The sequence below is a fragment of the Pseudomonas karstica genome (genome assembly GCF_009707515.1).
GTDB classification, from domain to species: Bacteria; Pseudomonadota; Gammaproteobacteria; order Pseudomonadales; family Pseudomonadaceae; genus Aquipseudomonas; species Aquipseudomonas karstica.
This window is the reverse complement of the sequence record NZ_WLYI01000016.1, coordinates 18,724-42,751: the sequence shown is the minus strand read 5'-3', so window position 1 is coordinate 42,751 and position 24,028 is coordinate 18,724. Positions and strand designations below refer to the sequence as shown.

Sequence of the window (24,028 nt, the reverse complement as noted above, 5' to 3'; positions counted from 1 at the left end):
TTGCGTGCTCCCTAGAAGCCTAAACTGGACAGCAAATCGTCTACGTCGTCCTGACCGGATACAACGTCTTCACGTTTATCGGCATGAATCTGCGGACCTTCACCCTTGGCGAGGTGTTTTTGTGGATTTTTTTCCGAGAGGATCGCTTCGCGGTCATGTTCGATGCCGGCAAAACGGTCGACCTGGCTGGCCATCAGCACCAGTTTGAGCAGGTTGCTTTCCACTTCGGTGACCAGTTGGGTCACGCGCTTGATCACTTGGCCGGTAAGGTCCTGGTAATCCTGGGCCAGCAGGATGTCGTTGAGGTTGCTCGACACCGTGCGACTGTCCTGCTCGCTGCGAGCCAGGAAGCCTTCGATCCGGCGGGCCAGTTCGCGAAACTCTTCAGCGCCCACTTCCCGACGCATGAAGCGCCCCCAGTCGATGCCCAGGGCCTTGGCTTCGCTGGTCATGCCATTGACCAGCGGCGTGGCGTTCTCCACCAGGTCCATAGTGCGATTGGCTGCCGCCTCGGTCAGCTTGACCACATAGGACAAGCGCTCGGTAGCATCGGTGATCTGCGAGACCTCCTCAGCCTGGGGCATGTGCGGGTCAATCTGGAAATTCACGATCGCGCTGTGCAACTCGCGCGTCAGCTTGCCGACCTCCCGGTACAGGCCGCGATCACGGGTCTGGTTGAGCTCATGGATCAACTGCACCGCGTCGCCGAACTGGCCTTTTTCAAGGCTGTCGACCAACTGGTGAGCATGCTTTTTCAGGGTCGACTCGAAGTCGGCCTGTGATGATTCGTTATGCTCCATAGCTCCCCCGTGGCGACATCAATGACCGATGCGTTCGAAGATTTTCTCGATCTTCTCTTTCAAGGCCAATGCAGTGAATGGCTTGACCACATAGCCGTTGACCCCGGCCTGGGCGGCTTCGATGATCTGTTCACGCTTGGCTTCGGCGGTCACCATCAGCACAGGAAGGCTGCGCAGTTTTTCATCCGCGCGCACATGGCGCAGCAGATCGATACCGGTCATGCCCGGCATGTTCCAGTCGGTTACCAGAAAGTCGATGCTCCCGCTGTTGAGGATCGGAATCGCCGTGGTGCCGTCATCCGCCTCGACCGTGTTGGTGAACCCAAGGTCACGCAACAGGTTTTTTATGATCCGCCGCATCGTTGAGAAGTCATCAACGATGAGGATTTTCATGTTCTTGTCCAATTCGACCTCCAAGCAGTCTTAAACGCGTCCAGCACCTGGGCGCGCCATTTCAATCATTCAGGCGTTACACATAAGGACTACCAGGGGCGCACCACGGGGTGAACCCGTCCGGGGCAAACCATGGACGGTGTCGTTCGCAGTGTCCCCACACTGCCTGTCAGCGCGCTCGCCACTCTCCCAAACGCCCCCGCAAGCGGGCCGCGCACTGGCTGTGCAGTTGGCTGACACGCGATTCGCTGACCCCCAGGACCTCACCGATTTCCTTGAGGTTCAGCTCTTCGTCGTAGTACAGCGCCAGCACCAGTCGCTCACGCTCCGGCAAATTGGCGATTGCGTCCGCCAGTGCACCCTGGAAACGTTCATCTTCCAGATCGCGCGACGGTTCGGGATGAGCACTCGCGCCGTCCTCGTGCAGCCCTTCATGTTCGCCGTCCTGCAAGAGGTCGTCGAAACTGAACAGGCGACTGCCCAAGGTATCGTTCAAAATCCCGTAGTAATCGTCGAGACTCAATTGGAGTTCGGCCGCAACTTCGTGATCTTTAGCGTCACGACCGGTTTTTGCTTCAATTGACCGAATGGCATCACTCACCATCCGTGTATTGCGGTGGACCGAACGCGGCGCCCAATCACCTTTACGCACTTCATCGAGCATCGCACCACGGATGCGGATACCCGCATACGTCTCGAAACTCGCGCCTTTGCTCGCGTCGTACTTGGTCGACACTTCGAGCAAACCGATCATCCCGGCCTGGATCAGGTCTTCGACCTGGACACTGGCTGGCAGGCGTGCCAGCAAGTGATAGGCAATGCGCTTGACCAGAGGCGCATAGCGCTCGATCAACTCACCCTGGCTGTCACGTGCCGACGTTTTGTAAAGGTTGTAGCCGCTGGCTGTCATAGCACCGGTCCTGCACTCGTCTGATGCACCAATCGCTCGACGAAAAACTCCATATGCCCCCGGGGATTGGCAGGCAACGGCCAGGAGTCGACCTTCTGGGCAATGGCCTTGAACGCCAGTGCGCACTTGGAACGAGGGAACGCCTCATAGACTGCACGCTGCTTTTGCACAGCCTTGCGCACACACTCGTCATAGGGAACTGCGCCGACGTATTGCAAGGCGACATCGAGGAAGCGATCCGTGACCTTGGTCAACTTGGCGAACAGGTTTCGCCCTTCTTGCGGGCTTTGGGCCATGTTGGCCAGCACCCGGAAGCGGTTCATTCCATAGTCACGGTTCAGCAGTTTGATCAACGCATAGGCGTCGGTGATTGAGGTAGGCTCGTCGCATACCACCAGCAGCACTTCCTGGGCTGCGCGAACGAAGCTGACCACCGACTCGCCAATCCCCGCGGCGGTATCGATCACCAGTACGTCGAGGTTGTCGCCAATATCGCTGAAGGCCTGGATCAGCCCGGCATGCTGCGCCGGGCTCAGATGCACCATGCTCTGGGTACCCGAGGCAGCCGGCACGATGCGGATTCCACCGGGGCCCTGCAACAGTACGTCGCGCAGCTCACAGCGGCCTTCGATGACATCGGCCAGCGTATGTTTGGGCGTCAGCCCCAGCAGAACGTCGACATTCGCCAGGCCCAGGTCGGCATCCAGCAGCATGACGCGACGGCCAAGCTCTGCCAGGGCCAGGGACAAATTCACTGACACGTTAGTTTTCCCGACGCCACCTTTGCCGCCGGTCACCGCGATCACCTGTACGGGATGCATGCTGCCCATGTTCTTTCTTTACCTTGTCTTGCTTAGACGCAGGCTACATAAGTTGGCCGCGGTAACTGCTTGCAGGCCATCGATGTAGGTACATTGCACTGTCGTTGATGTTGCATGTTCACATTGACCTCAGCCGACCCGCTTGGCGGGACTGTGGTAAAGATCAGCGAACATGTCAGCCATCGCTTCTTCACTGGGTTCTTCCTGCATTTGCACACTGACGGCCCGGCTGACCAATTGATGACGGCGCGGCAGATGCAAATCATCCGGGATCCGCGGCCCGTCGGTCAGGTAGGCAACCGGTAACTCATGACTGATGGCCAGGCTCAACACCTCGCCCAAGCTCGCCGTCTCGTCCAGTTTAGTCAGAATACAGCCCGCCAGCCCACACCGCTTGTAGCTGTGATAGGCGGCAGTCAGCACCTGCTTCTGGCTGGTCGTGGCCAGCACCAGGTAATTCCTGGACTTGATCCCTCGCCCGGCCAGGCTTTCCAACTGCATGCGCAAGGCTGGATCGCTGGCTTGCAGCCCCGCAGTGTCGATCAACACTACGCGTTTTCGCAGCAGCGGGTCGAGGGCGTTGGCCAGGGACTGGCCCGGGTCGACGTGAGTTACCGGTACATTGAGGATGCGGCCCAACGTCTTGAGCTGTTCCTGGGCGCCGATGCGATAGCTGTCCATGCTCACCAAAGCGATGTTCTGTGCGCCGTACTTGAGCACATAACGGGCAGCCAGCTTGGCCAGGGTGGTGGTCTTGCCCATGCCGGCGGGGCCGACCATGGCAATCACACCACCTTCTTCCAGGGGTTCGATTTCGGGAGTAGCGATCATCCGCGCCAGATGGGCCAAAAGCATGCGCCAGGCCTGGCGAGGTTCTTCAATTTCACTGGTCAGCGCCAGCAGGTCGCGAGACAGCGGACCGGACAGGCCGATGCGTTGCAGGCGACGCCACAGGTTTGCCTGTTGCGGACGACTGCCCTGCAACTGGTTCCACGCCAGGGAGCCCAACTGTACTTCCAGCAGCTCACGCAGGCCATTGAGTTCAAAACGCATTGAGTCGAACACCCGCTGATCGACAGCTGGAGCAGGAGCTAGCGCTGCTGGACGCGGCGGCTCGACGAAGGTCGGCTCTACCAGCGGCTCGGAGGCGGTCAGGGGCAGGCCGGCAAACAGTTGGCGATTGGTATTGGCGTCGCTGTCGCCACGCATGCTCAATTCGGCCTGGGCCGAGACAATGCGCGAGGCGGTCTTGCGCAGCTCGTCTTCCAGCTCCATGTTCGGTACCCGCGGCGCCAGCGCCGAAGGTGTGTAGTCCAGGGCAGCCGTCAGCTCGACGCCGCCGGCAATGCGGCGGTTTCCGATAATCGCGGCGTCGGCGCCCAGCTCATCACGCACCAGCTTCATGGCCTGACGCATATCGGCGGCGAAAAAACGCTTCACTTGCATAACCCACTACCTCAGCCGTTGGGCCCTACTGTCGCGACGATAGTCACTTGCTTATTGTCAGGAATTTCCTGGTAAGCCAAAACATGCAAATTCGGTACTGCCAGGCGTCCAAACCGCGACAACATCGCCCGGACCGGGCCCGCCACCAGCAAAATCACCGGTTGGCCCTGCATTTCCTGGCGCTGCGCGGCCTCGATCAACGAACGCTGCAGCTTTTCAGCCATGCTTGGCTCCAGCAAAACGCCTTCTTCCTGGCCAAGCCCGGCCTTTTGAATACTATTGAGCAATATTTGTTCCAACCTGGGCTCCAGGGTGATCACAGGCAGCTCAGAGTCAAGCCCTACAATGCTTTGAACGATGGCGCGGGATAATCCAACGCGCACCGCAGCCACCAGGGCGGCAGTATCTTGACTCTTGGCGGCATTGTTGGCGATGGCCTCGGCAATGCTGCGAATATCCCTGACGGGCACCTGCTCGGCCAGCAGCGCTTGCAGCACCTTGAGCAACTGCGACAGCGACAGCACCCCCGGCACCAGCTCTTCGGCCAGCTTCGGCGAGGCCTTGGCCAACAATTGCATGAGTTGCTGGACTTCTTCGTGGCCAATCAACTCATGGGAGTGCTTGTAGAGAATCTGGTTGAGGTGAGTGGCGACCACCGTACTGGCATCCACCACGGTATAGCCCAGGGACTGTGCCTGGCTGCGCTGGCTGACTTCGATCCAAACCGCTTCCAGGCCAAAGGCCGGGTCTTTGGCGGTAATGCCGTTGAGGGTGCCGAACACCTGGCCCGGATTGATCGCCAATTCGCGGTCGGGATAGATCTCGGCTTCAGCCAGCGTTACCCCCATCAAGGTCAGGCGGTAGGCGCTGGGGGCCAGGTCGAGATTGTCGCGAATGTGCACGGTGGGCATCAGAAAGCCCAGGTCCTGGGACAGCTTCTTGCGCACGCCTTTGATCCGCGCCAGTAACTGGCCGCCCTGGTTGCGATCCACCAGCGGAATCAGGCGGTAGCCGACCTCCAGGCCGATCATGTCGATGGGGGTAACGTCATCCCAGCCAAGCTCTTTGGTTTCCTGGGCGCGGGCCGGCGACGGCAGCAACTCTTGCTGGCGCGCGACCTCTTGCAACGCTTGAACCTTGACGGTGTTCTGCTTTTTCCAGAACAGATAAGCACCGCCCGCCGCCAAGGCGGCCATGCTCAGGAAAGACACGTGCGGCATGCCCGGCACAATGCCCATGATCGCCATGATGCCGGCCGCCACGGCCAGGGCCTTGGGCGAGGAAAACATCTGGCGATTGATCTGCTTGCCCATGTCTTCAGAGCCCGAAGCACGAGTCACCATGATCGCCGCGGCGGTGGACAACAGCAGCGATGGCAATTGCGCCACCAAACCGTCACCGATGGTCAGCAAGGCGTACACCTTGCCAGCATCGCCGAAGGTCATGCCGTGCTGGAAGATACCGACCGCCATGCCGCCGATCAGGTTGATAAACAGAATCAGCAGGCCGGCGATGGCATCCCCGCGCACAAACTTGCTGGCACCGTCCATGGAGCCATAGAACTCGGCTTCCTGGGCCACTTCCAGGCGGCGGGATTTGGCTTGGTTTTGATCAATCAGGCCGGCATTGAGGTCGGCGTCGATAGCCATCTGCTTGCCGGGCATGGCGTCGAGGGTGAAACGCGCGCTCACCTCGGAAATCCGCCCGGCGCCCTTGGTCACCACCACGAAGTTGATGATCATCAGGATCGCGAACACCACGATACCGACCACGTAGTTACCGCCGATCACCACCTCGCCGAACGCCTGGATCACCTTGCCTGCCGCGGCATGGCCATCCTGGCCGTGGAGCATCACCACCCGGGTGGAAGCGACGTTGAGCGCCAGCCGGAGCAACGTGGCGACCAGCAAAATGGTGGGAAACACGGCAAAATCCAACGGCCGCAGGGCGTACACACAGACCAGCAGCACGACGATGGACAGGGCGATATTGAAGGTGAAAAACACGTCCAGCAGGAACGGCGGCATCGGCAACATCATCATTGCCAGCATGACCAGCAGCAACAACGGCACACCCAGATTCCCTCGCGAAAGGTCGGCCACCGTGCCACGGGCAGTGCTGAGCATTTGAGAACGATCCACCGGTATTCCTCGTTTCCTTGAAGCAAACTTTTGACGCCTGAAGGCGACTTGCAGGCGCTATTGCAAGAAGCCTTCCAACTTTTGCCTGAGGGATATCGGTGGATAGTTTTTGTTGGAGGCAGACACCCTGGATCGGACAGGCGTTATCCGCTTGTGGATTTTTTGACCTTCCTTGACCTCCAGCCCCTAGCCATCCGCAGTTTCTAACAGGAGGGCACACCAGTGAGCCTGGCAGTCAACATCAATAACCAAGAAGGTTTATTTTCAAAGCAATTATCTGCTCCTCCAACGTCAAAGTCCCTCCTTCATACAACTTGCAGATAACATCACTTTCACGGCGCGTAGGAAATCCTTCATGCAGTAATATTTGCTCAAGGTCAGTCGTTTCAATTGGTATTGTTTGATGGGTGTATTCACTTGGGTGTTTGGTTAACGTTTTCTGTAACTCCTTTTCGATAATTTCAAACTTCTCGACCGCACTTAACTCTTCCTTGGTCTTTGGCCGCCGCCCGTCGAGCATTTCAAAAATTTGCTGATCTCGAGAAGTAATCGTCTCCATGGCTGTCGCCAGAAGTTTGCCCATGCTACTTGCTTTATTCGCAGCCTTTGGCGTGTAATCCACCCTGACCGGGCGAACGTCTTCGACTCCACCACGGGCAAGCCTGTCGAATTTATTCGCAACGTTCTGCTCATCCACCGTTTCAGGCCTGCGCCCCTGCAGCTTCTGGAACGTCCCAAGCTCGTCCGGGGTGATCTGATTCAAAAAGGCCAGGAAAGGCGGCTGGATCGGCAAGCTGTGTGTCGACGGGGAAAGACTCGAAGGTTGATATCGCATTCCGAGCCCTGGTCGGTTCCGGTCAATCAATTGGAGCGGGCTGCGCCAAACATCGCTATCGCCCTGCACATTTTGTGTGTTGTGTTGAACGCCGGGAAAACTCCCTGGCCGGCCTTTGGTTTCCGGCTTCTCACTATGCCGGTGTTCAAAAGTGCTAATGGGTGCAGGCATATACGGAGCAATATTCCACTTCATTGATCAATTCCTGAATGACTATGTTTTTGGCACATCCTGAACAGTGAACATGCCGCGTTGACTTGCAATTGGTTAGTGGAACCAAAGCACCGCACGTTCCCTGCGCAAAAGCATCAAGACATTGCATCCAAGAGTAAAAGCAGAATAACTGCCGCACCACTTACATACCGGAACTTCAACTCAAACGTTACGTAAAACAGCAGGACAAACTTATACCTCTACTAGTTTAGTATTAAACACCAGAGGAAACATCATTCAAAATACTGAGCAAGAGTCATACATGACTAATCTGCCCACATAACCCACCAGGGATCACGCGTCGCGACGCAAATCCGGCGGAATCGGCAGATCCTTCAGCGGATCCGGGCGCTTGCCCTTACCGGCGCGGTACAGGCGGATCTGGTAGACGTAGGCCAATACCTGGGCCACGGCCAGGTACAGCCCGGCGGGAATCTCGTGCTCCAGTTCGGTGGAGTAGAAGATCGAACGGGCCAACTCCGGCGATTCCAGTAGCAGCACGTCGTTGGCCACGCCTATTTCGCGGATCTTCAGCGCCATGAAATCGCTGCCCTTGGCCAGCAACATCGGCGCCCCGCCTTTCTCCGAATCGTATTTGAGGGCCACGGCGTAGTGGGTCGGGTTGGTGATGATCACGTCAGCATCGGGCACGGCTGCCATCATCTTGCGCTGGGACATTTCCCGCTGTAGCTGACGAATCCGCTGCTTCACTTCCGGACGGCCTTCCTGGTCCTTGTGTTCGTCGCGTACTTCCTGCTTGGTCATCAGCAGTTTCTTGTGGCTTTCCCACAACTGGATCGGCACATCCACGGCGGCAATCAGGATTAGCCCGCAGGCCATCCACAACGCACTCCAGCCCACCACCTGAACGCTGTGAATGATCGCCAGGTCCAGCGGTTCATGGGCAATGCGCAGCAAATCGTCGATGTCGGACGACAACACCGTCAACGCCACGAACAGGATGAGAAAGAACTTGGCCAGGGCCTTGAGCAACTCCGCCAGCGCCTTGGCCGAAAACATCCGTTTGAGCCCGGCGCCCGGATTCATTCGGCTGAATTTGGGAGCCAGGCTGCCGGCCGCGAACAACCAGCCACCGAGAGAAATCGGCCCGATGATCGCCGCCAGCAACAAGGTGATCAACACCGGTTGCGCCGCCAGGATGGCGATTTTCCCGGAGTGCAGCAGGTAGAGCCCCATGGAGCGTGTATCGAGCAACACCTCCCTGGGCAGGGAAAAATTGAGCTTCATCAGGTCCATCAGGTCTACGGCCAAAGCACCGCCATAGACCAGCAACCCACCAGCGCCGGCCAGCATCACCGCCAGGGTGTTGAGCTCCTTGGAGCGAGCAATCTCGCCCTTTTCCCGGGAATCCTTTTTGCGTTTTTCCGTGGGGTCTTCTGTTTTGTCCTGGCCACTCTCGCTCTCTGCCATGGCTCAGCGCGCCCGTGCCAAGTCACGTAAAAACTGCAAGGCCTCGCTGGCCAGCGGTTGATACTGATTGAGAATGTCAGCCAGGCCGACCCAGAAAATCCCCATGCCCAGCACCAGGGTCAACGGGAAGCCGATAGAGAAGATATTCAACTGCGGCGCCGCGCGGGTCATCACGCCAAATGCGATGTTGACCACCAGCAGTGCGGTGATGGCCGGCAATACCAGCAACAGCGACGCGCCCAATACCCAACTGAGGCGCCCCGCCAGTTCCCAGAAATGGTTGACCGCCAACCCCGACCCCACCGGCAAGGTGGTGAAGCTTTCGGTCATGACCTCGAACACCACCAAATGGCCGTTCATGGCCAGGAACAGCAAGGTCACCAGCATGGTCAGGAACTGGCCGATCACCGCCACCGACACGCCGTTGGTGGGGTCGATCATGGACGCGAACCCCATGCCCATCTGGATCGAGATGATTTGCCCGGCAATCACAAAGGCCTGGAAGAACAGCGTCAGGGAGAAGCCCAGCAGCGTGCCGATGAGGATCTGCTCGGCAATCAACAGCAACGCGCTGAGGTCCAGGGCATTGACCGGCGGCATCGGCGGTAACCCCGGGACGATCACCACCGTGATCGCTACGGCGAAATACAGGCGGATACGCCGCGGCACCAGAGTGGTACCGAACACCGGCATGGTCATCAGCACTGCCGTCACCCGGAACAGCGGCAGGATGAACGAGGCCACCCAGGTGCTGATCTGAGTGTCAGTCAACGCCAGCAGGGAATCCATGTCAGCCGATCAACTGCGGAATACTGCCGTACAACTGCAGGATGTATTCCATGAAGGTTTGTACCAGCCAGGGTCCCGCGACGATCAGGGTGATCAGCATCACCAACAGACGCGGCAGAAAGCTCAAGGTCTGTTCATTGATCTGGGTCGCGGCCTGGAACATTGCCACCAGCAAGCCCACCAATAGACTGGGCACCACCAACACGGCGACCATCATGGTGGTCAGCCACAGGGCTTCACGGAACAGGTCGACTGCAACTTCCGGGGTCATGCGCTATACGCCTCCAAAACTGCCCGCCAACGTGCCGATAATCAGCGCCCAACCATCCACCAACACAAACAACATGATCTTGAACGGCAGGGAAATGATCAGCGGTGACAGCATCATCATGCCCATCGCCATCAGCACACTGGCAACCACCAGGTCGATGATCAGGAACGGGATGAAGATCATGAAGCCGATCTGGAACGCGGTCTTGAGCTCCGAGGTCACGAACGCCGGCACCAGGATCGTCAACGGTGCCTGGTCGGGGGTGGCGATGTCGGTGCGCTTGGACAGGCGCATAAACAGCTCGAGGTCGCTGGAGCGGGTCTGCGACAGCATGAAGTCCTTGATCGGCCCCTGGGCCTTGTCCACCGCGTCCTGGGCCGAGAGCTTTTCCGCCAGGTAGGGTTGCAGGGCTTGCTGGTTCACCTTGTCGAACACTGGCGCCATGATGAACAGGGTCAGGAACAACGCCATGCCAGTGAGGATCTGGTTCGACGGCGTCTGCTGCAGGCCCAGGGCCTGGCGCAGGATCGAGAAGACGATGATGATCCGGGTGAAGCTGGTCATCAGCATGACAAACGCCGGGATAAAGCTCAGCGCGGTCATGATCAGCAGGATCTGCAGGCTGACCGAATACTCCTGGGCGCCCGCCGCGTTGGTGCCCAAGGTGATCGCCGGGATCGACAACGGGTCCGCCGCCCACGCCATCGGCGCAGCCAGCAACAACATGAGCGTCAATAGAACGCGCATTACTTCTTATCCTTCTGGTCCTTACCCATCAGTTCCAGCAGGCGCTGGGCGAACTCCGGCGTGGCCGCCTGGGTCGGGGCCACGTCCACCGGTTGCTTGAGCACATGCAGCGGGGTGATACGGCCAGGGGTGATACCCAGCAGAACCTGCTCCTCGCCCACCTGCACCAGCACCAGGCGATCACGCGGGCCAAGGGCCCGTGAGCCGATCAGTTCGATGACTTGGGCATTGCCCGGGCCAATGCGCTGCACGCGGCGCATCAGCCAGGCGAGAACGAAGATCAACCCGACCACCAGCAACAGGCCCAGCACCAACTGAGTCAATTGCCCACCGATACCACTGCCGAGCGGCGCTGCCGCCACGGCCTGGGCCACGGGTTCGGCTGCCAGGGCGCTCAATGGCAGCGCGACTGAAAGCCCTGCCACCGCCCAACCTGCAGAGAAATACTGCATATCAGCGCAACTTCTTGATGCGTTCGCTGGGACTGATCACGTCGGTCAGGCGAATCCCGAACTTCTCATTGACCACCACCACTTCGCCGTGAGCGATCAGCGTGCCGTTGACCAGCACATCCAGCGGCTCACCGGCCAGGCGGTCGAGTTCGATCACCGAGCCCTGGTTGAGTTGCAGCAGGTTGCGGATATTGATTTCGGTGCTGCCCACTTCCATGGAAATCGACACCGGGATGTCGAGAATCACATCCAGGTTCGGACCGTCCAGGGTTACCGGGTCGTTATTCTTCGGCACACTGCCAAACTCTTCCATGGGCAGCCGGTTGCCGGCCGGCGCGCTGGCCGCATCGGCAGCCAGCAGCGCGTCGATATCGTCCTGGCCAACATCGCCGGTTTCTTCCAGGGCCGCCGCCCACTCATCAGCCAGGGCCTGGTCTTCGGCGGAAGTGTTCTCGTGTTCGGTAGCCATTACATGTCCTCGGCGAAGCATTGATTCATGAGTTAGGGTGGATCAGCGACGGTTGATCGGTTCGATCACTTGCAACGCCAGGTTGCCCTTGTGGGAGCCCAACTTGACCTTGAACGACGGCACGCCATTGGCGCGCATGATCAACTCGTCCGGTAGCTCGACGGGAATCACGTCTCCCGGTTGCATGTGCAGAATGTCCCGCAGGCGCAACTGGCGTCGGGCCACGGTGGCGCTCAGCGGCACGTCAACGTCCAACAGGTCTTCGCGCAGGGCCTTGACCCAGCGCTCGTCCTGGTCGTCCAGGTCGGACTGGAAGCCCGCATCGAGCATTTCCCGCACCGGTTCGATCATCGAGTACGGCATGGTGATGTGAAGATCGCCGCCGCCGCCATCGAGTTCGATGTGGAACGTGGAGACCACAATGGCCTCGCTGGGGCCAACGATGTTGGCCATGGCCGGGTTCACTTCCGAGTTGATGTACTCGAAATTGACTTCCATGATCGCCTGCCAGGCTTCTTTCAAATCAATGAAAGCCTGCTCCAGCACCATGCGCACCACGCGCAGTTCGGTGGGGGTGAATTCACGTCCTTCGATCTTGGCGTGGCGGCCGTCGCCGCCAAAAAAGTTGTCCACCAGCTTGAACACCAGTTTGGCGTCGAGGATGAACAACGCAGTGCCGCGCAACGGCTTGATCTTCACCAGGTTGAGGCTGGTGGGCACGTACAGCGAGTGCACGTATTCACCGAACTTCATTACCTGTACGCCGCCTACCGCCACGTCCGCCGAACGGCGCAGCATGTTGAACATGCTGATGCGGGTATACCGGGCAAAACGCTCGTTGATCATTTCCAGGGTCGGCATGCGCCCACGGACGATGCGATCCTGGCTGGTCAGGTCGTAGCTTTTGACGCTGCCGGGTTCGGCAGCCATTTCGGTCTGTACCAGACCATCATCGACGCCATGCAGCAGCGCATCGATTTCATCCTGGGACAGCAGGTCCTGCACGGCCATGTCGTGATCCTACTGCAATACGAAATTAGTGAAGAGCAACTGCTCGACCACAACTTTGCCGACTTCCTTCAGGGCCACTTCCTGCACACTGGCAGTGGCTTTCTGGCGCAGCATTTCCTGGCCCACCGGGGTGGCCAGGGTGTCGAAACTTTGGGCGGAGAACAGCATCACCAGATTGTTACGCAGTACCGGCATGTGCACCTTGAGGGCATCCAGGTCCGCCTGGTTACGCGCCAGCAGGGTAATGCTCACCTGCAGGTAGCGCTGACGGCCGTTCTGATTGAAGTTGGTGACAAAGGCCGGAAGCATCGATTCGTAGATCGCCGGTTGCCTGGCGTTGCTGGTGGTCTCAAGCGCCGGGGACGGTTCGCTCTGGGCGCTGTGCATGAAGTACCAGGTAGCCCCCACGGACACGCCGATCGCCAGGAGTAAAGCCAGGACAATCAACAGGACAAGCTTGAGCTTGCCCTTGCCTGCGGGTTCTTGCGCTGCTTCGTCGCTCTTTGCCATGCCAATAATCCGTCACTATTCGGGTTTTCACAGATCCACGGCAAGGCCAGAGCAAGTGTTATGCCAGAGTTGCAAGACGTGTAGCCGCTGGCGCAGCCTGCGATCGGCTGCGCGGGGATGCGTAAAATGCTGCACATCATTCGGCGCTCTCAAGTCGGGCCAAATGTATAACCCGAAATTGGCTCTTGCCCGGTGACGGGCAAGACGGTCTCTACAAGGGAAGTCAGGCGTAATTGAGGGAGAAAATCAGGCGTAGTAGTCCACGGCGCTGGAGCCGATGACGGTGCTGACGATCGAAGCCGCGGCTTCAGGCACGTCGCCAGCGATGCCAGCGTCAATGCCATCGCCACGCCCGCCATTGCCACTGACACCACGAGCCTGGCTCTGTTGTTGCTGTTGCTCCTGTTGTTGCTGTTGCTCCTGTCCTTGCCCCTGCCATCCGCGGGACTGGTCAGAGACATTGACGTCCACCTGCCCCATGCCCTGCTGGACGAACATTTCCCGCAGGCGGCCCGACTGGCTTTCCAGGGCTTCGCGCACCACAGCATGGCCACTGATGAAGTTGACCTGGGCCTGTTGGTCGGCAGTGATATTCACGCGAATATCCAGGCGACCCAATTCCGCTGGCTGCAGCTGAATCTGCGCTGATTTCAGGTTGGCGCTGGACAGGTACATCACCCGGTTCACTACCTCTTCGGTCCAACCGCTCTGGTGCATGGCCAACGGCGCATTGGCCACCGGTGGCAAGGCGTTGACGGTTTTCGGCGTGGCGGCCTGGGTCAGTGCGGCCAGGCGATTGGCAAAGTCGTCGACACGGGTGTCGCTGTCGGCGCTCATCAAGTCTTTGAGGCCCTCTTCGATCAAGCCACTGAAAGCCTTGTCGCCACCTTGATCGGTGCTGTCTTTGGCAGTTTGCTGATCGACCATGGCCGCCAGGCCGTTGGCAAAGCTCTGTGCAGCGGTCGGCTCAGCCTGGGCCTGGGTATTTTTTTGCGCTGCCTGACTACTGGCGGAGACGTGTCCGCCCTGCTCCATCGCCAGGCGTACGGCCGGTAATGCATCCAGTGGGTCGGCCTCGGGATCGAATGCCGGGTCGGCTTCAGCGGTCGACACCACCAGTGCGGCCGCGACGGCGGGCTGGACGCTCTCATCCGTGACTGCCGGCACCGGGGTTTCAACCGGCACCACCGCCGCCATCAGCGCCGGGTCGACTGAAGGCTGCTGCACCACCGCAGGCTCCGAGGCGGCATCATTCTCATTACTGACCGACGTATCGGACTTGCCTGCTGGATTGGCAGGCAAAGTCTTGCCGCTATCGGCAATCGCAGGGGCTTGGGTGGCAGGCTTATCGTTATTGGTCGCAGGCTTGGAGCCGATGTCGACGGACTTGTCACGGCCCGTTTTGACGCCGACATCGGTAGACCTCGCCACAGGTGCGGACGCCTGCTTGGCAAGCACCTGAGCGAAAGCCGGGGCCCTGCTCCACGGGTCCGCGGCCGGGGCCAGAGAATTGGCAGCAGGCGCTTGAGGCTTGGCCACGGAGGCAGCCTGAAGGAGCGAATTCGGGACAAGAGGCATGAGTAAAGGTCTCCACTGCACAGGGGTCGAGGGCGCAGTAAGAAGAGCCAGAGCAAGAGTCGGGCCAGATGACTCAACCCGTGCTGACCCAGCCTGCAATCAAAGCGGAAAGCGTTGCCGTTCCTGCTCATACAGCGGTTTTACCAGGGCAAACTCGTGGTCGATCTTATCCACCAGTTCTCCAAGGTCGCCATCGGATCGCTGCGCCGAGCAGTCTTCCAACTGCTGGCAAAGTTCCGCCAGCCGCGCAGCCCCCAAGTTACCACTGCTGCCTTTGAAACTGTGGGCAATCCTGCCCAGCGCCTTGGCATCGTCCCGCGCCTTGCACAACGCATCGACGCGCTTTTGCGAGTCGTCCAGAAACGTGTCGAGCAGTTTCGGATACTCGCTCTCCATGACGTCCTGCAGGTCCGTCAACACTGCCGGGTCCAGATGAATTTCAGCCACTTGCTCGCTCCTTGATCAAGAATCGGCGAATTATGCCAGAGCCTCCCAGCAAAACTCCACGCAGACACTACGCCCTCCGTCCGACCAGCGCACATCGCTACTGAGTTCACGGACCAGGTTCAGGCCACGACCGGACAGGCGGTCGACCTCCAGCGGTCGAGCCAGGACCTTTTCCACGTCGAATCCCGCCCCGCTGTCCTCGACCCGCAACGTCAGGCGACCGCCCAGATGAGCAGGTAGCACTTGAATATGCACACGCACATAACCGCTGCTCAATTGCGCCAAACGCTCATTGCGCAGACGGTAATAATCGGCAAACCCCTGGGCATCGCACTTGAGGTTGGAGTCCAGGCCCAACACCCCATATTCCAGGGCATTGGAATACACCTCGGCCATCACGCTATACAGTGTCCCGCTCTGCCCGCGCAGGCCATGGATTTCCAGTAACAGTTGCAGCAAATACGGCAACGGGTTGTAGCGCTTGAGGGTTTCGGCGCGAAACTCAAAACTCACCGACCAATCCAGCGGGCTCGGCTGGCCGCTGTCGGAATAGGCCAGGGCCGGCGAACGCAAGGGTTGATCGGGCGACAGGCTGATTTCCACCATGCTGATGTCATCCCGCACCTGGCCGTGAAAGCCCGCCAATGCCTGTTCAATCTCCTCGAACAGGTGATCAGGATCACGATTGGCGGCGAATACCTGTTGCAGGCGCTCGGCACCAAACAACTGCTCATTGACATCAGCGGTTTCCAGAACGCCATCAGACAGCAGGAAGATCCGGTCGCCCAGGGCCATGGGCCAGACTTCCGTGCGATCCTCGAAGGCCTCGGTCGCCAGCACGCCAAGGGGCAAGTGCCGCGACACCAACGACGTGCGCTGCCCAGTAGCAATCTCGTGCACATAACCATCCGGCATGCCGCCGTTCCACACCTCCACCACTCGCCGCTCAGTGCTGAGGCACAACAACGTGGCACAACAAAACATGTCTACCGCCAGGATGCGCTTGAGCCGGGCGTTCATCTCCCGCAGGATCTGCGCCAGGCCATAGCCCTTGCCCGTCATGCCATAGAATACTTCCGCCAGGGGCATCGCCCCCACTGCTGCCGGTAAGCCATGCCCGGTGAAGTCGCCCAGCAGGACGTGCATATCCCCCGACGGCGTATACGCTGCCAACAGCAAATCACCGTTGAACAGGGCCAAAGGCGATTGCAGATAACGGATATTGGGCGCGGCGTTCAAGCAGCCGGAATGGGCCACCTTGTCGACCACGGCCTTGGCGACGCGTTGCTCCTGGAGCAGGTAGTCATGGTGTCGGGCGATCAGGTCCCGCTGATGCAGAACCGTGGCCTGCAAACGGCGCAGGCGGTCCATGGCGTTGATCTTTGCTGCGAGGATCACCTCGTTATAGGGTTTAGGCAGAAAATCGTCGCCACCCGCATCCAGGCACTGGGCCAGGGCTTCACTCTCGCGCAAGGACGTGAGAAAGATGATCGGCACCAACGCCTCACCCGCCAATTGTTTGATTTGTCGGGCGGCCTCAAAACCGTCCATCACCGGCATCAGTGCGTCCATCAACACCAACTGCGGGCGCTCACGGGCGAACACCTGCACCGCTTCTTCACCGTTGCTGGCGGTCAGCACACCATGACCCTGGCGGCGAACGATAGTCGACAGCAACAGTCGGTCGGCCGCACTGTCTTCGGCAATCAGCACGGTGAGGGCTTCCAGTACCGGCGCCAGGGTGCTCAATTGATATCGAACAGTTTGTCGAAGTTGGAAATAGCGAGGATCTTGCGCACATCAGAGTTGCCGTTGACCACCTGTATCTCTGCATCGTCACCACCGGCATGGTCACGCAGGAGCAGGAGCATGCCCAAGGCCGAACTGTCCATATAGGTGGCCTCTTTCAAGTCCACCACGTAGGTTTCGGGCACTTTGTAGAAGCGCTCGTAGGCATCACGAAAGTGTTGGTGGCTGGTGAAATCAAATCGCCCCTTGATTGCGATCGTCAACTTTTTCCCATCCTGGGATACTTCTGACTCAACTGACATACGACTGCTTCCCGGCCATTGATAATATGAAACAAGGTTTAGCAGTTGATGGGGAGATGGGCAACATACCAAACCAAATGTGTGAGCAGGTTTACCTGTAGCCGCTGTCGAGGCACGAGGCTGCGATAAGGGCCGAAGGACCTTCGGCGATTTCAAAATCCAGGCGACTGCTGCGCAGCCGATCGCAGGCTGCGCCAGCGGCTACAAGTGATCGGTGATCGATGGTCCCTGTAGCCGCTGTCGAGGCACGAGGCTGCGATAAGGGCCGCAGGACCTTCAGCAATCTCAAGACCCAAACGACTGCTGCGCAGCCGATCGCAGGCTGCGCCAGCGGCTACAAGTGATCGGTGATCGGTCCTTGTAGCCGCTGTCGAGGCACGAGGCTGCGATAAGGGCCGAAGGACCTTCGGCGATTTCAAAATCCAGGCGACTGCTGCGCAGCCGATCGCAGGCTGCGCCAGCGGCTACAGGTGATCAGTGATCGACGGTCCTTGCCGCTGTCGAGGCACGAGGCTGCGATAAGGGCCGCAGGACCTTCGGCAATCTCAAAACCCAAACGACTGCTGCGCAGCCGATCGCAGGCTGCTCCAGCGGCTACAAGTGATCGGTGATCGATGGTCCCTGTAGCCGCTGTCGAGGCACGAGGCTGCGATAAGGGCCGCAGGACCTTCGGCGATTTCAAAATCCAGGCGACTGCTGCACAGCCGATCGCAGGCTGCGCCAGCGGCTACAAGTGATCGGTGATCGGTCCTTGTAGCCGCTGTCGAGGCACGAGGCTGCGATAAGGGCCGAAGGACCTTCGGCGATTTCAAAATCCAGGCGACTGCTGCACAGCCGATCGCAGGCTGCGCCAGCGGCTACAAGTGATCGGTGATCGATGGTCCCTGTAGCCACAGTCAGTAGTGGTCCTGACGCGGCAAGCGCTGGGACAACTCATCCAGCAATTTCTGTTCGCGCTTGTCTTCCAGCATCCGGGCTTCATCGATATAGCGCTGCACCAACTTACGCAGCCCTTCGACGCGGGCATAGGCCTGCTGCCAACTGTCGCGGGCCTGGTCGAGATTGGCCTGGTGCCAGGCCAGGCTTTGGCGTTGCTGGCCGACGGCGGTTTCCAGCTGATTGAGGAAGTGCTGGTAATTCATCAACCACTGCCCGGAAACACCTTGGCTGCCGCGACTGATCCATTGCTGCTGGTACTCTCCGCGAAACCCTTCCAGGTCGCCCAGCTTACTTTGCGCCAAGCGGACTTGTCCCTGGAAATGCCCCAGGCGCTGGGCAGCGGTGCGCTCAGTGCTTTCAGCCATTTCCACCACGGGTGCAAGACGGGCGGCGCGACGGGTGGCCATGGCTTAGCCGCCTGGCGCAGGGGCGAACACCGAGGCCAGGTGGGCCTCGCTTTCGGCCATGCTGATGTTGTCGTTCAGGCCCTGGCGCAGATAGGTCACCAACTGCGGTTGCAGGGCAATCGCCAGGTCGGTTTCACGATCACCACCGGCCACATAGGCGCCGACGCTGATCAGGTCGCGACTCTGCTGATAGCGCGACCACAACTGCTTGAACTGCTGGGCACGGGCCATGTGCTCGGGAGTGACCACCGACGGCATCACCCGGCTGATGGACGCCTCGATATCGATGGCCGGGTAGTGCCCCTCCTCCGCCAGGCGACGGGACAACACAATGTGCCCATCGAGCACGCCACGGGCCGAATCGGCAATCGGGTCCTGCTGGTCATCGCCTTCCGACAGTACGGTGTAAAACGCAGTGATGGAACCGCCGCCGGCCTCGGCATTACCGGCCCGCTCCACCAGCTTCGGCAGCTTGGCGAACACCGATGGGGGATAACCCTTGGTCGCAGGCGGCTCACCGATGGCCAAGGCAATTTCCCGTTGCGCCTGGGCAAAACGGGTCAGGGAGTCCATCAGCAACAGGACATTCTTGCCCTTGTCGCGAAAGTATTCGGCGATCCGCGTGCAGTACATGGCGGCGCGCAAACGCATCAGCGGCGCGTCATCCGCTGGCGAGGCGACCACCACCGAACGCTTGAGGCCTTCTTCGCCAAGAATATGCTCGATGAACTCCTTCACCTCACGCCCCCGCTCACCGATCAGCCCCACCACAATAATGTCGGCCTCGGTAAAGCGGGTCATCATCCCCAGCAGCACACTCTTGCCCACGCCGGTACCGGCAAACAGGCCCAGGCGCTGGCCACGCCCCACTGTCAATAAACCGTTGATGCAACGAATGCCCACGTCCAGCGGCACGCTGATGGGGTTGCGCTTGAGGGGGTTGATGGTGGGTCCGTCCATTGGCACCCAGTCTTCGGCCTTCATCCCACCCTTGCCGTCGAGGGCGCGACCGGCGCCATCAAGGACGCGCCCGAGCATACTCATGCCCATGGGCAGGCGGCCAGTGTCGGCCAGCGGCACAACCCGCGCGCCAGGGGCGATACCGGCGAGACTGCCGACAGGCATCAGGAAAATCTTGCTGCCGGAAAACCCCATGACCTCCGCCTCCACCTGCACCGGGTGGTAGCTGTCATCGTTGATCACCATGCAGCGGCTGCCCATGGCGGCACGCAGGCCTTCGGCCTCGAGAGTCAGGCCGACCATGCGCAACAAACGACCTTCAAGAACCGGCTGTCCGGGTAACCGGGTAGCCTCGGCATAACCTCCAAGGCGCTTGACGAAACTGGTGCGATCAAGGCGCATCGGGGCTATCCAGCTCGAGGCTCAAATCAGCTGCCGCCGGGTGCAGCGCCTGCTCGTGCAACTGATCGAACAGCTTGGCCATGATCTGGCTGATGCGGGTCTCGACCGTTGCATCAATCCGGCTATGTTCTGTCTCGACCCGGCAACCACCCGGTTGCAACGAAGCGTCTTCGACAATCCGCCAGGTTTCCTCATGGCGCTCGCGCAAGGCTTTGACCTGCTCGAAGTCCTGGGGGTTGATATACAACCGGACGTTACCAACACCCAGGGGCAACAACTTCAGGGCTTCGCGCATCACGCTTTCAATCTGCGTGGAGTCCATCACCAACTCGCGCTGGATCACTTGGCGAGCGATATGCTGCACCAACTCGACCATGGCCCTTTCCAACTGCGAATCCTGTTCGGCGATCGGCTCGAACAGGCTCCCCATCAACCGCTCAAGGCTGGCCAGTTTAACGCTCAGGGCGGCGTCAGCTTCCTGGCGGACCTTGAGCGTGGTGCTGTGGAAGCCTTCTTTTTCACCCGTGGCAAAGCCTTCGTTGTAGGCCTCCTGGCGGATGCTTTCCAATTCTTCCAGGGTCAGTGGCTGGACTTCTTCCAGCGGCACTTCTTCCATCGCCACCGGCACGTCTTCTACCGGTTCGGGCTCGGGTTCAGGCGGGTGCGGGTCGAAACTGGGCAGCGACCAGACGTCGAACCCTCCGACGTCCCGGGCGCGAATCAGATCGCTGGGCGTCTCATCTTTGTTCGACATAGGCGGCGCCTTAGATCATTTCTTCGCCGCCTTTGCCGCCGAGAACGATTTCTCCGGCTTCGGCCATACGGCGGGCAATGGTGAGGATTTCCTTCTGCGCGGTTTCCACATCGCTGACGCGCACCGGGCCCTTGGCCTCGAGGTCGTCGCGCAACAGTTCGGAGGCTCGCTTGGACATGTTCTTGAAGATTTTCTCCTTGACGCCCTCATCCGAGCCTTTAAGGGCAAGCACCAGCACGTCGGAGGACACTTCGCGCAGCAGCGCCTGGATGCCACGGTCATCGACATCGGAGAGGTTGTTGAAGACGAACATGAGGTCTTCAATCTGGACGGACAGGGTGTCGTCGATCTCGCGGATCGAGTCCATCAACTGGCCCTCGATAGAACTGTCGAGGAAATTCATGATGTCGGCGGCACGCTTGATGCCACCCAGGCTGGTACGCGAAGCGTTGGAGTTGCCCGAGAACTGTTTCTCGAGAATGTTGTTCAATTCTTTCAGGGCGGCCGGCTGTACGGTATTCAACGATGACACCCGCAGGATGATATCCAGCCGCACCTTGTGGTCGAAGTGGCCGAGCACTTCACCCGCCTGGTCCGGGTCCAGGTAAGCCACGACGATCGCCTGGATCTGCGGGTGTTCATAGCGAATCACGTCCGCCACAGCCCGGGGTTCCATCCACTTCAGGCTGTCGAGGCCGCTGGTGTTGCCGCCCAACAGGATGCGGTCGATCAGGCCATTGGCCTTGTCCTCGCCCAAGGCGGAGGTGAGCATTTTGCGAATGTAGCTGTCGGAGCCGACGCCCAGGCTGGTCTGGTCGCCGACGATCTCGACGAACTCGCTCATCACTTGCTCGACTTGCTCGCGGTGCACGTTGCGCATTTGCGCCATGGCCACGCCGACCCGCTGGACTTCCTTGGGGCCCATGTGGCGCAGCACTTGTGCAGCGTCGGTTTCGCCCAGGGACAGCAGCAGCACGGCGGCTTTGTCGACCCGGGAGAGCTTGGCCACGACGGCTCGATCATTCATCTGCGTTAATCCACTCTTTCACGACCTGGGCCACACGACCCGGGTCTTCTGCCACCAGACTCTTGATTGCGTTCAACTGCGCGTCATAGCCTTCGCTCGGGCTTGGCAACAGAATGCTTTGCGGGCCGCCGAGGCTGACCCGGTCGTTGGCCAGTTCGCCATCCAGGCCGCCCATGCCACCCAACTCGACATCACTGCCACCGAACGGCGTCAGTTGTTTCTTGCCACCGCCGGTGATGTTGTTGAGCACCGGACGCAGCACGCCGAACACCAGCACCAGAATGAACAACACCCCCAGTACTTGCTTGACGACATCCCAGAACCACGGCTGGGAGTAGAAAGGAATATCGGCGATCACCTCTGCGCGCTCCAGGGAGAACGGCATGTTGATCACGCTGACGCTGTCACCACGGCTGGCATCAAAACCGACGGCGTCCTGCACCAGCCGAGTAAAGCGCGCCAATTCATCGGTGCCCCACGGAGCGCGGGTGGTTTCACCATTGGCCGGGTTGATCTTGACCTGGTCATCCACCACCACCGACACCGACAGCCGGTTCAAGCGGCCTTGTTGCTGCTTGGTGTGGCTGATGGAGCGGTCCAGTTCAAAGTTCTTGGTGGATTGTTGACGCTTGTCCGCAGGGTACGGTGCAAGCATCGGCTGGCCGGTGGCCGGGTCCATGATTTGCTGGCCATTGGCGTCCAGCAGAGGTTGGCCAGGCTGAATCGCACCAGCGGTAGCAGCAGCGCCACCGGTGGTTTGCGGGGCTGTGGCCGGGGCCGGCGGCTGGTTGCTCAGGGCACCGGGCACACCTTGCGGGCCGTTGGCGGCAGTGCGTTGCTCACTGGTTGACTGTTCGCTGCGCAGGGCCGGCTGGTCCGGATTGAACTGTTCGGAGGTCGATTCGACGGCACTGAAGTCCACGTCGGCGGACACTTCGGCCTTGTAGCGATCATTGCCCAGTACCGGTTGCAGGATGTTATGCACCCGCTGGGTCAACATGCTTTCCATCCGGCGGCTGTAGTCGAACTGCTTGCCGGCCATGGTCAACGCGGAGTTTTCCGCCTGGTCGGAGAGCAGGTTGCCCTTCTGGTCGACCACGGTGATTTGCGACTTGCTCAGTTCAGGGACACTGGTGGCCACCAGATTAATGATCGCCAACACCTGGCCAGGCTCCAGGGAGCGGCCGGCAAACAGTTCAACCAGTACCGAAGCGCTGGGCTTGCGTTCGTCGCGCACAAACACCGAGCTTTTCGGAATCGCCAGGTGTACCCGGGCGGCCTTGACGTTGTTCAGGCTGGAAATAGTCCGTGCCAGCTCGCCTTCCAGGCCACGCCGGTAACGGGTGGCTTCCATGAACTGGCTGGTGCCCAGGCCCTGATCCTTGTCGAGGATCTCAAAGCCGATATTGCCGTCAGTCGGCGTGACACCAGCCGCAGCCAGTTTTATCCGCGCACGAGACACGTCGTCGGCCTTGACCAGCAAGGCGCCAGAGTTGGGTTCGACAGTGTAGGCAATGTCGGCAGCGGCCAGGGTTTCCATGATCTGCTTGGCGTCCATTCCCGCCAGGCTGCCGTAGAGCGGCCGATAATCAGGTTGCTGGGACCACAACACCACGGCAAAACCGATCGCCACACTGGCAGCCAGGCCGACCATCAGGCCCACCTGACGCAACATGGTCATCTCGGAGAGGTTTTCCAGGAACGACAGGCCAAACAGCGGCGGCTTGCCGTCTGTCTTGGCGGGTACGTTATCCACGACTGCTTCTGCCATGACTTAAATCTCGTCCTTAAACCGGCATCTGCATGATGTCTTGATAGGCCTGCACCAGCTTGTTACGCACCTGGGTCAACGCCTGAAACGAAACACTGGCCTTTTGCGAAGCGATCATCACATCGGTCAGGTCCACGCCGCTCTTGCCGATCTCGAAGGCACTGGCCAACTGACTGGACGCTTGCTGGGTATCGCTGACTTTATTGATGGCCTGGCCGAGCATGTCGGCAAAATTGCTTTTGCCCAACTCCGGCACTTCGGCGACGGATTTTGGACGAGCCATGGCATCCATTTGCATGGATCGCATATCCAACATCAACCGATTGAACTCAACACCTTGGCTCATGACCTTCTCTCTCCGACGACCCGCAATTTTTTGACACTACGCAGCGGTTACCTGGGGTGGTAGCAACAAGGGTGCCAGCTCCGTGGCTACCCGTAAGAAAAGACGAC

The 24,028-nt window shown here is 59.7% G+C and carries 25 protein-coding genes; all 25 read right to left on the bottom strand.

The genetic code is table 11. The features are described 5' to 3' along the window. Positions 1-11 precede the first annotated feature (11 nt). Positions 12-800, bottom strand: coding sequence for a protein phosphatase CheZ (locus GIR22_RS13160; RefSeq protein WP_154743742.1), 789 nt, complete (start codon positions 798-800; stop codon positions 12-14). A gap of 18 nt (positions 801-818) precedes the next feature. Further along, positions 819-1,193 carry a chemotaxis response regulator CheY gene (locus tag GIR22_RS13155; RefSeq protein ID WP_169353513.1) on the bottom strand — a complete coding sequence of 125 codons (375 nt, stop codon included), beginning with the start codon at positions 1,191-1,193 and terminating at the stop codon, positions 819-821. Between the two features lie 169 nt (positions 1,194-1,362). Continuing rightward, a complete protein-coding gene (gene fliA, locus GIR22_RS13150) occupies positions 1,363-2,103 on the bottom strand; it encodes an RNA polymerase sigma factor FliA (protein ID WP_154743740.1) in 741 nt (246 codons plus the stop codon). Next, positions 2,100-2,933: a flagellar synthesis regulator FleN gene (gene fleN, locus GIR22_RS13145; protein WP_154743739.1), complete on the bottom strand. Its 834-nt coding sequence runs from the start codon at positions 2,931-2,933 to the stop codon at positions 2,100-2,102. Before fleN ends, fliA begins: the two co-directional genes overlap by 4 nt. Positions 2,934-3,053: 120 nt before the next feature. Then, positions 3,054-4,370, bottom strand: a complete 1,317-nt coding sequence (gene flhF, locus GIR22_RS13140) for a flagellar biosynthesis GTPase FlhF (RefSeq protein WP_154743738.1) — start codon at positions 4,368-4,370, stop codon at positions 3,054-3,056. A gap of 11 nt (positions 4,371-4,381) precedes the next feature. Further along, complete coding sequence (flhA, locus tag GIR22_RS13135; protein ID WP_154743810.1) at positions 4,382-6,496, bottom strand: flagellar biosynthesis protein FlhA; 2,115 nt, start codon at positions 6,494-6,496, stop codon at positions 4,382-4,384. Positions 6,497-6,752: 256 nt separating this feature from the next. Then, positions 6,753-7,541 carry a hypothetical protein gene (locus tag GIR22_RS13130; RefSeq protein ID WP_154743737.1) on the bottom strand — a complete coding sequence of 263 codons (789 nt, stop codon included), beginning with the start codon at positions 7,539-7,541 and terminating at the stop codon, positions 6,753-6,755. A 312-nt stretch (positions 7,542-7,853) separates the two neighbouring features. Further along, a complete protein-coding gene (flhB, locus tag GIR22_RS13125; RefSeq protein ID WP_154743736.1) occupies positions 7,854-8,990 on the bottom strand; it encodes a flagellar biosynthesis protein FlhB in 1,137 nt (378 codons plus the stop codon). Between the two features lie 3 nt (positions 8,991-8,993). After that, positions 8,994-9,779, bottom strand: coding sequence for a flagellar biosynthetic protein FliR (fliR, locus tag GIR22_RS13120; protein WP_154743735.1), 786 nt, complete (start codon positions 9,777-9,779; stop codon positions 8,994-8,996). 1 nt (position 9,780) lies between these two features. After that, the gene (fliQ, locus tag GIR22_RS13115; protein WP_003214552.1) at positions 9,781-10,050 is read right to left on the bottom strand and encodes a flagellar biosynthesis protein FliQ; all 270 of its coding nucleotides are present in this window, start codon (positions 10,048-10,050) and stop codon (positions 9,781-9,783) included. A 3-nt stretch (positions 10,051-10,053) separates the two neighbouring features. Next, entirely contained in the window at positions 10,054-10,797 is a 744-nt protein-coding gene (gene fliP / locus GIR22_RS13110) for a flagellar type III secretion system pore protein FliP (protein WP_154743734.1), read from the bottom strand. After that, positions 10,797-11,249: a flagellar biosynthetic protein FliO gene (fliO, locus tag GIR22_RS13105; protein WP_154743733.1), complete on the bottom strand. Its 453-nt coding sequence runs from the start codon at positions 11,247-11,249 to the stop codon at positions 10,797-10,799. The genes fliP and fliO overlap by 1 nt, the downstream gene beginning before the upstream one ends. 1 nt (position 11,250) lies before the next feature. Further along, positions 11,251-11,718: a flagellar motor switch protein FliN gene (fliN, locus tag GIR22_RS13100; RefSeq protein ID WP_064453453.1), complete on the bottom strand. Its 468-nt coding sequence runs from the start codon at positions 11,716-11,718 to the stop codon at positions 11,251-11,253. 42 nt (positions 11,719-11,760) lie between these two features. After that, positions 11,761-12,729, bottom strand: coding sequence for a flagellar motor switch protein FliM (gene fliM / locus GIR22_RS13095; RefSeq protein ID WP_154743732.1), 969 nt, complete (start codon positions 12,727-12,729; stop codon positions 11,761-11,763). A 9-nt stretch (positions 12,730-12,738) separates the two neighbouring features. Further along, positions 12,739-13,239, bottom strand: a complete 501-nt coding sequence (gene fliL / locus GIR22_RS13090; protein WP_154743731.1) for a flagellar basal body-associated protein FliL — start codon at positions 13,237-13,239, stop codon at positions 12,739-12,741. A 246-nt stretch (positions 13,240-13,485) separates the two neighbouring features. Further along, positions 13,486-14,817 carry a flagellar hook-length control protein FliK gene (locus GIR22_RS13085; protein ID WP_154743730.1) on the bottom strand — a complete coding sequence of 444 codons (1,332 nt, stop codon included), beginning with the start codon at positions 14,815-14,817 and terminating at the stop codon, positions 13,486-13,488. A gap of 99 nt (positions 14,818-14,916) precedes the next feature. Beyond that, positions 14,917-15,264 carry an Hpt domain-containing protein gene (locus tag GIR22_RS13080; RefSeq protein WP_178122233.1) on the bottom strand — a complete coding sequence of 116 codons (348 nt, stop codon included), beginning with the start codon at positions 15,262-15,264 and terminating at the stop codon, positions 14,917-14,919. A gap of 30 nt (positions 15,265-15,294) precedes the next feature. Further along, on the bottom strand, positions 15,295-17,013 hold the full coding sequence (locus GIR22_RS13075; protein WP_154743729.1) for an ATP-binding SpoIIE family protein phosphatase: 1,719 nt from the start codon (positions 17,011-17,013) through the stop codon (positions 15,295-15,297). Further along, positions 17,010-17,315, bottom strand: a complete 306-nt coding sequence (locus GIR22_RS13070) for an STAS domain-containing protein (RefSeq protein ID WP_154743728.1) — start codon at positions 17,313-17,315, stop codon at positions 17,010-17,012. The genes GIR22_RS13075 and GIR22_RS13070 overlap by 4 nt, the downstream gene beginning before the upstream one ends. 896 nt (positions 17,316-18,211) lie before the next feature. Continuing rightward, on the bottom strand, positions 18,212-18,661 hold the full coding sequence (gene fliJ, locus GIR22_RS13065; RefSeq protein ID WP_154743727.1) for a flagellar export protein FliJ: 450 nt from the start codon (positions 18,659-18,661) through the stop codon (positions 18,212-18,214). 3 nt (positions 18,662-18,664) lie between these two features. Beyond that, a complete protein-coding gene (gene fliI, locus GIR22_RS13060; protein WP_154743726.1) occupies positions 18,665-20,023 on the bottom strand; it encodes a flagellar protein export ATPase FliI in 1,359 nt (452 codons plus the stop codon). Continuing rightward, positions 20,013-20,777 (bottom strand): flagellar assembly protein FliH, encoded by a 765-nt coding sequence (gene fliH / locus GIR22_RS13055; RefSeq protein WP_154743725.1) that lies wholly within the window; start codon positions 20,775-20,777, stop codon positions 20,013-20,015. Before fliH ends, fliI begins: the two co-directional genes overlap by 11 nt. Positions 20,778-20,787: 10 nt before the next feature. Continuing rightward, positions 20,788-21,804, bottom strand: a complete 1,017-nt coding sequence (gene fliG / locus GIR22_RS13050; protein WP_154743724.1) for a flagellar motor switch protein FliG — start codon at positions 21,802-21,804, stop codon at positions 20,788-20,790. After that, complete coding sequence (fliF, locus tag GIR22_RS13045) at positions 21,797-23,575, bottom strand: flagellar basal-body MS-ring/collar protein FliF (protein WP_154743723.1); 1,779 nt, start codon at positions 23,573-23,575, stop codon at positions 21,797-21,799. The genes fliG and fliF overlap by 8 nt, the downstream gene beginning before the upstream one ends. 16 nt (positions 23,576-23,591) lie before the next feature. Next, complete coding sequence (gene fliE, locus GIR22_RS13040; RefSeq protein ID WP_154743722.1) at positions 23,592-23,921, bottom strand: flagellar hook-basal body complex protein FliE; 330 nt, start codon at positions 23,919-23,921, stop codon at positions 23,592-23,594. Positions 23,922-24,028 lie beyond the last annotated feature (107 nt).

Bases quoted from the DNA above. Each gene is read 5' to 3' on its own strand.
- GIR22_RS13160 (WP_154743742.1), bottom strand. From the start codon at position 800: ATGGAGCATAACGAATCATCACAGGCCGACTTCGAGTCGACCCTGAAA.
- GIR22_RS13155 (WP_169353513.1), bottom strand. From the start codon at position 1,193: ATGAAAATCCTCATCGTTGATGACTTCTCAACGATGCGGCGGATCATA.
- fliA (WP_154743740.1), bottom strand. From the start codon at position 2,103: ATGACAGCCAGCGGCTACAACCTTTACAAAACGTCGGCACGTGACAGC.
- fleN (WP_154743739.1), bottom strand. From the start codon at position 2,933: ATGGGCAGCATGCATCCCGTACAGGTGATCGCGGTGACCGGCGGCAAA.
- flhF (WP_154743738.1), bottom strand. From the start codon at position 4,370: ATGCAAGTGAAGCGTTTTTTCGCCGCCGATATGCGTCAGGCCATGAAG.
- flhA (WP_154743810.1), bottom strand. From the start codon at position 6,496: ATGCTCAGCACTGCCCGTGGCACGGTGGCCGACCTTTCGCGAGGGAAT.
- GIR22_RS13130 (WP_154743737.1), bottom strand. From the start codon at position 7,541: ATGAAGTGGAATATTGCTCCGTATATGCCTGCACCCATTAGCACTTTT.
- flhB (WP_154743736.1), bottom strand. From the start codon at position 8,990: ATGGCAGAGAGCGAGAGTGGCCAGGACAAAACAGAAGACCCCACGGAA.
- fliR (WP_154743735.1), bottom strand. From the start codon at position 9,779: ATGGATTCCCTGCTGGCGTTGACTGACACTCAGATCAGCACCTGGGTG.
- fliQ (WP_003214552.1), bottom strand. From the start codon at position 10,050: ATGACCCCGGAAGTTGCAGTCGACCTGTTCCGTGAAGCCCTGTGGCTG.
- fliP (WP_154743734.1), bottom strand. From the start codon at position 10,797: ATGCGCGTTCTATTGACGCTCATGTTGTTGCTGGCTGCGCCGATGGCG.
- fliO (WP_154743733.1), bottom strand. From the start codon at position 11,249: ATGCAGTATTTCTCTGCAGGTTGGGCGGTGGCAGGGCTTTCAGTCGCG.
- fliN (WP_064453453.1), bottom strand. From the start codon at position 11,718: ATGGCTACCGAACACGAGAACACTTCCGCCGAAGACCAGGCCCTGGCT.
- fliM (WP_154743732.1), bottom strand. From the start codon at position 12,729: ATGGCCGTGCAGGACCTGCTGTCCCAGGATGAAATCGATGCGCTGCTG.
- fliL (WP_154743731.1), bottom strand. From the start codon at position 13,239: ATGGCAAAGAGCGACGAAGCAGCGCAAGAACCCGCAGGCAAGGGCAAG.
- GIR22_RS13085 (WP_154743730.1), bottom strand. From the start codon at position 14,817: ATGCCTCTTGTCCCGAATTCGCTCCTTCAGGCTGCCTCCGTGGCCAAG.
- GIR22_RS13070 (WP_154743728.1), bottom strand. From the start codon at position 17,315: ATGTCAGTTGAGTCAGAAGTATCCCAGGATGGGAAAAAGTTGACGATC.
- fliJ (WP_154743727.1), bottom strand. From the start codon at position 18,661: ATGGCCACCCGTCGCGCCGCCCGTCTTGCACCCGTGGTGGAAATGGCT.
- fliI (WP_154743726.1), bottom strand. From the start codon at position 20,023: ATGCGCCTTGATCGCACCAGTTTCGTCAAGCGCCTTGGAGGTTATGCC.
- fliH (WP_154743725.1), bottom strand. From the start codon at position 20,777: ATGTCGAACAAAGATGAGACGCCCAGCGATCTGATTCGCGCCCGGGAC.
- fliG (WP_154743724.1), bottom strand. From the start codon at position 21,804: ATGAATGATCGAGCCGTCGTGGCCAAGCTCTCCCGGGTCGACAAAGCC.
- fliF (WP_154743723.1), bottom strand. From the start codon at position 23,575: ATGGCAGAAGCAGTCGTGGATAACGTACCCGCCAAGACAGACGGCAAG.
- fliE (WP_154743722.1), bottom strand. From the start codon at position 23,921: ATGAGCCAAGGTGTTGAGTTCAATCGGTTGATGTTGGATATGCGATCC.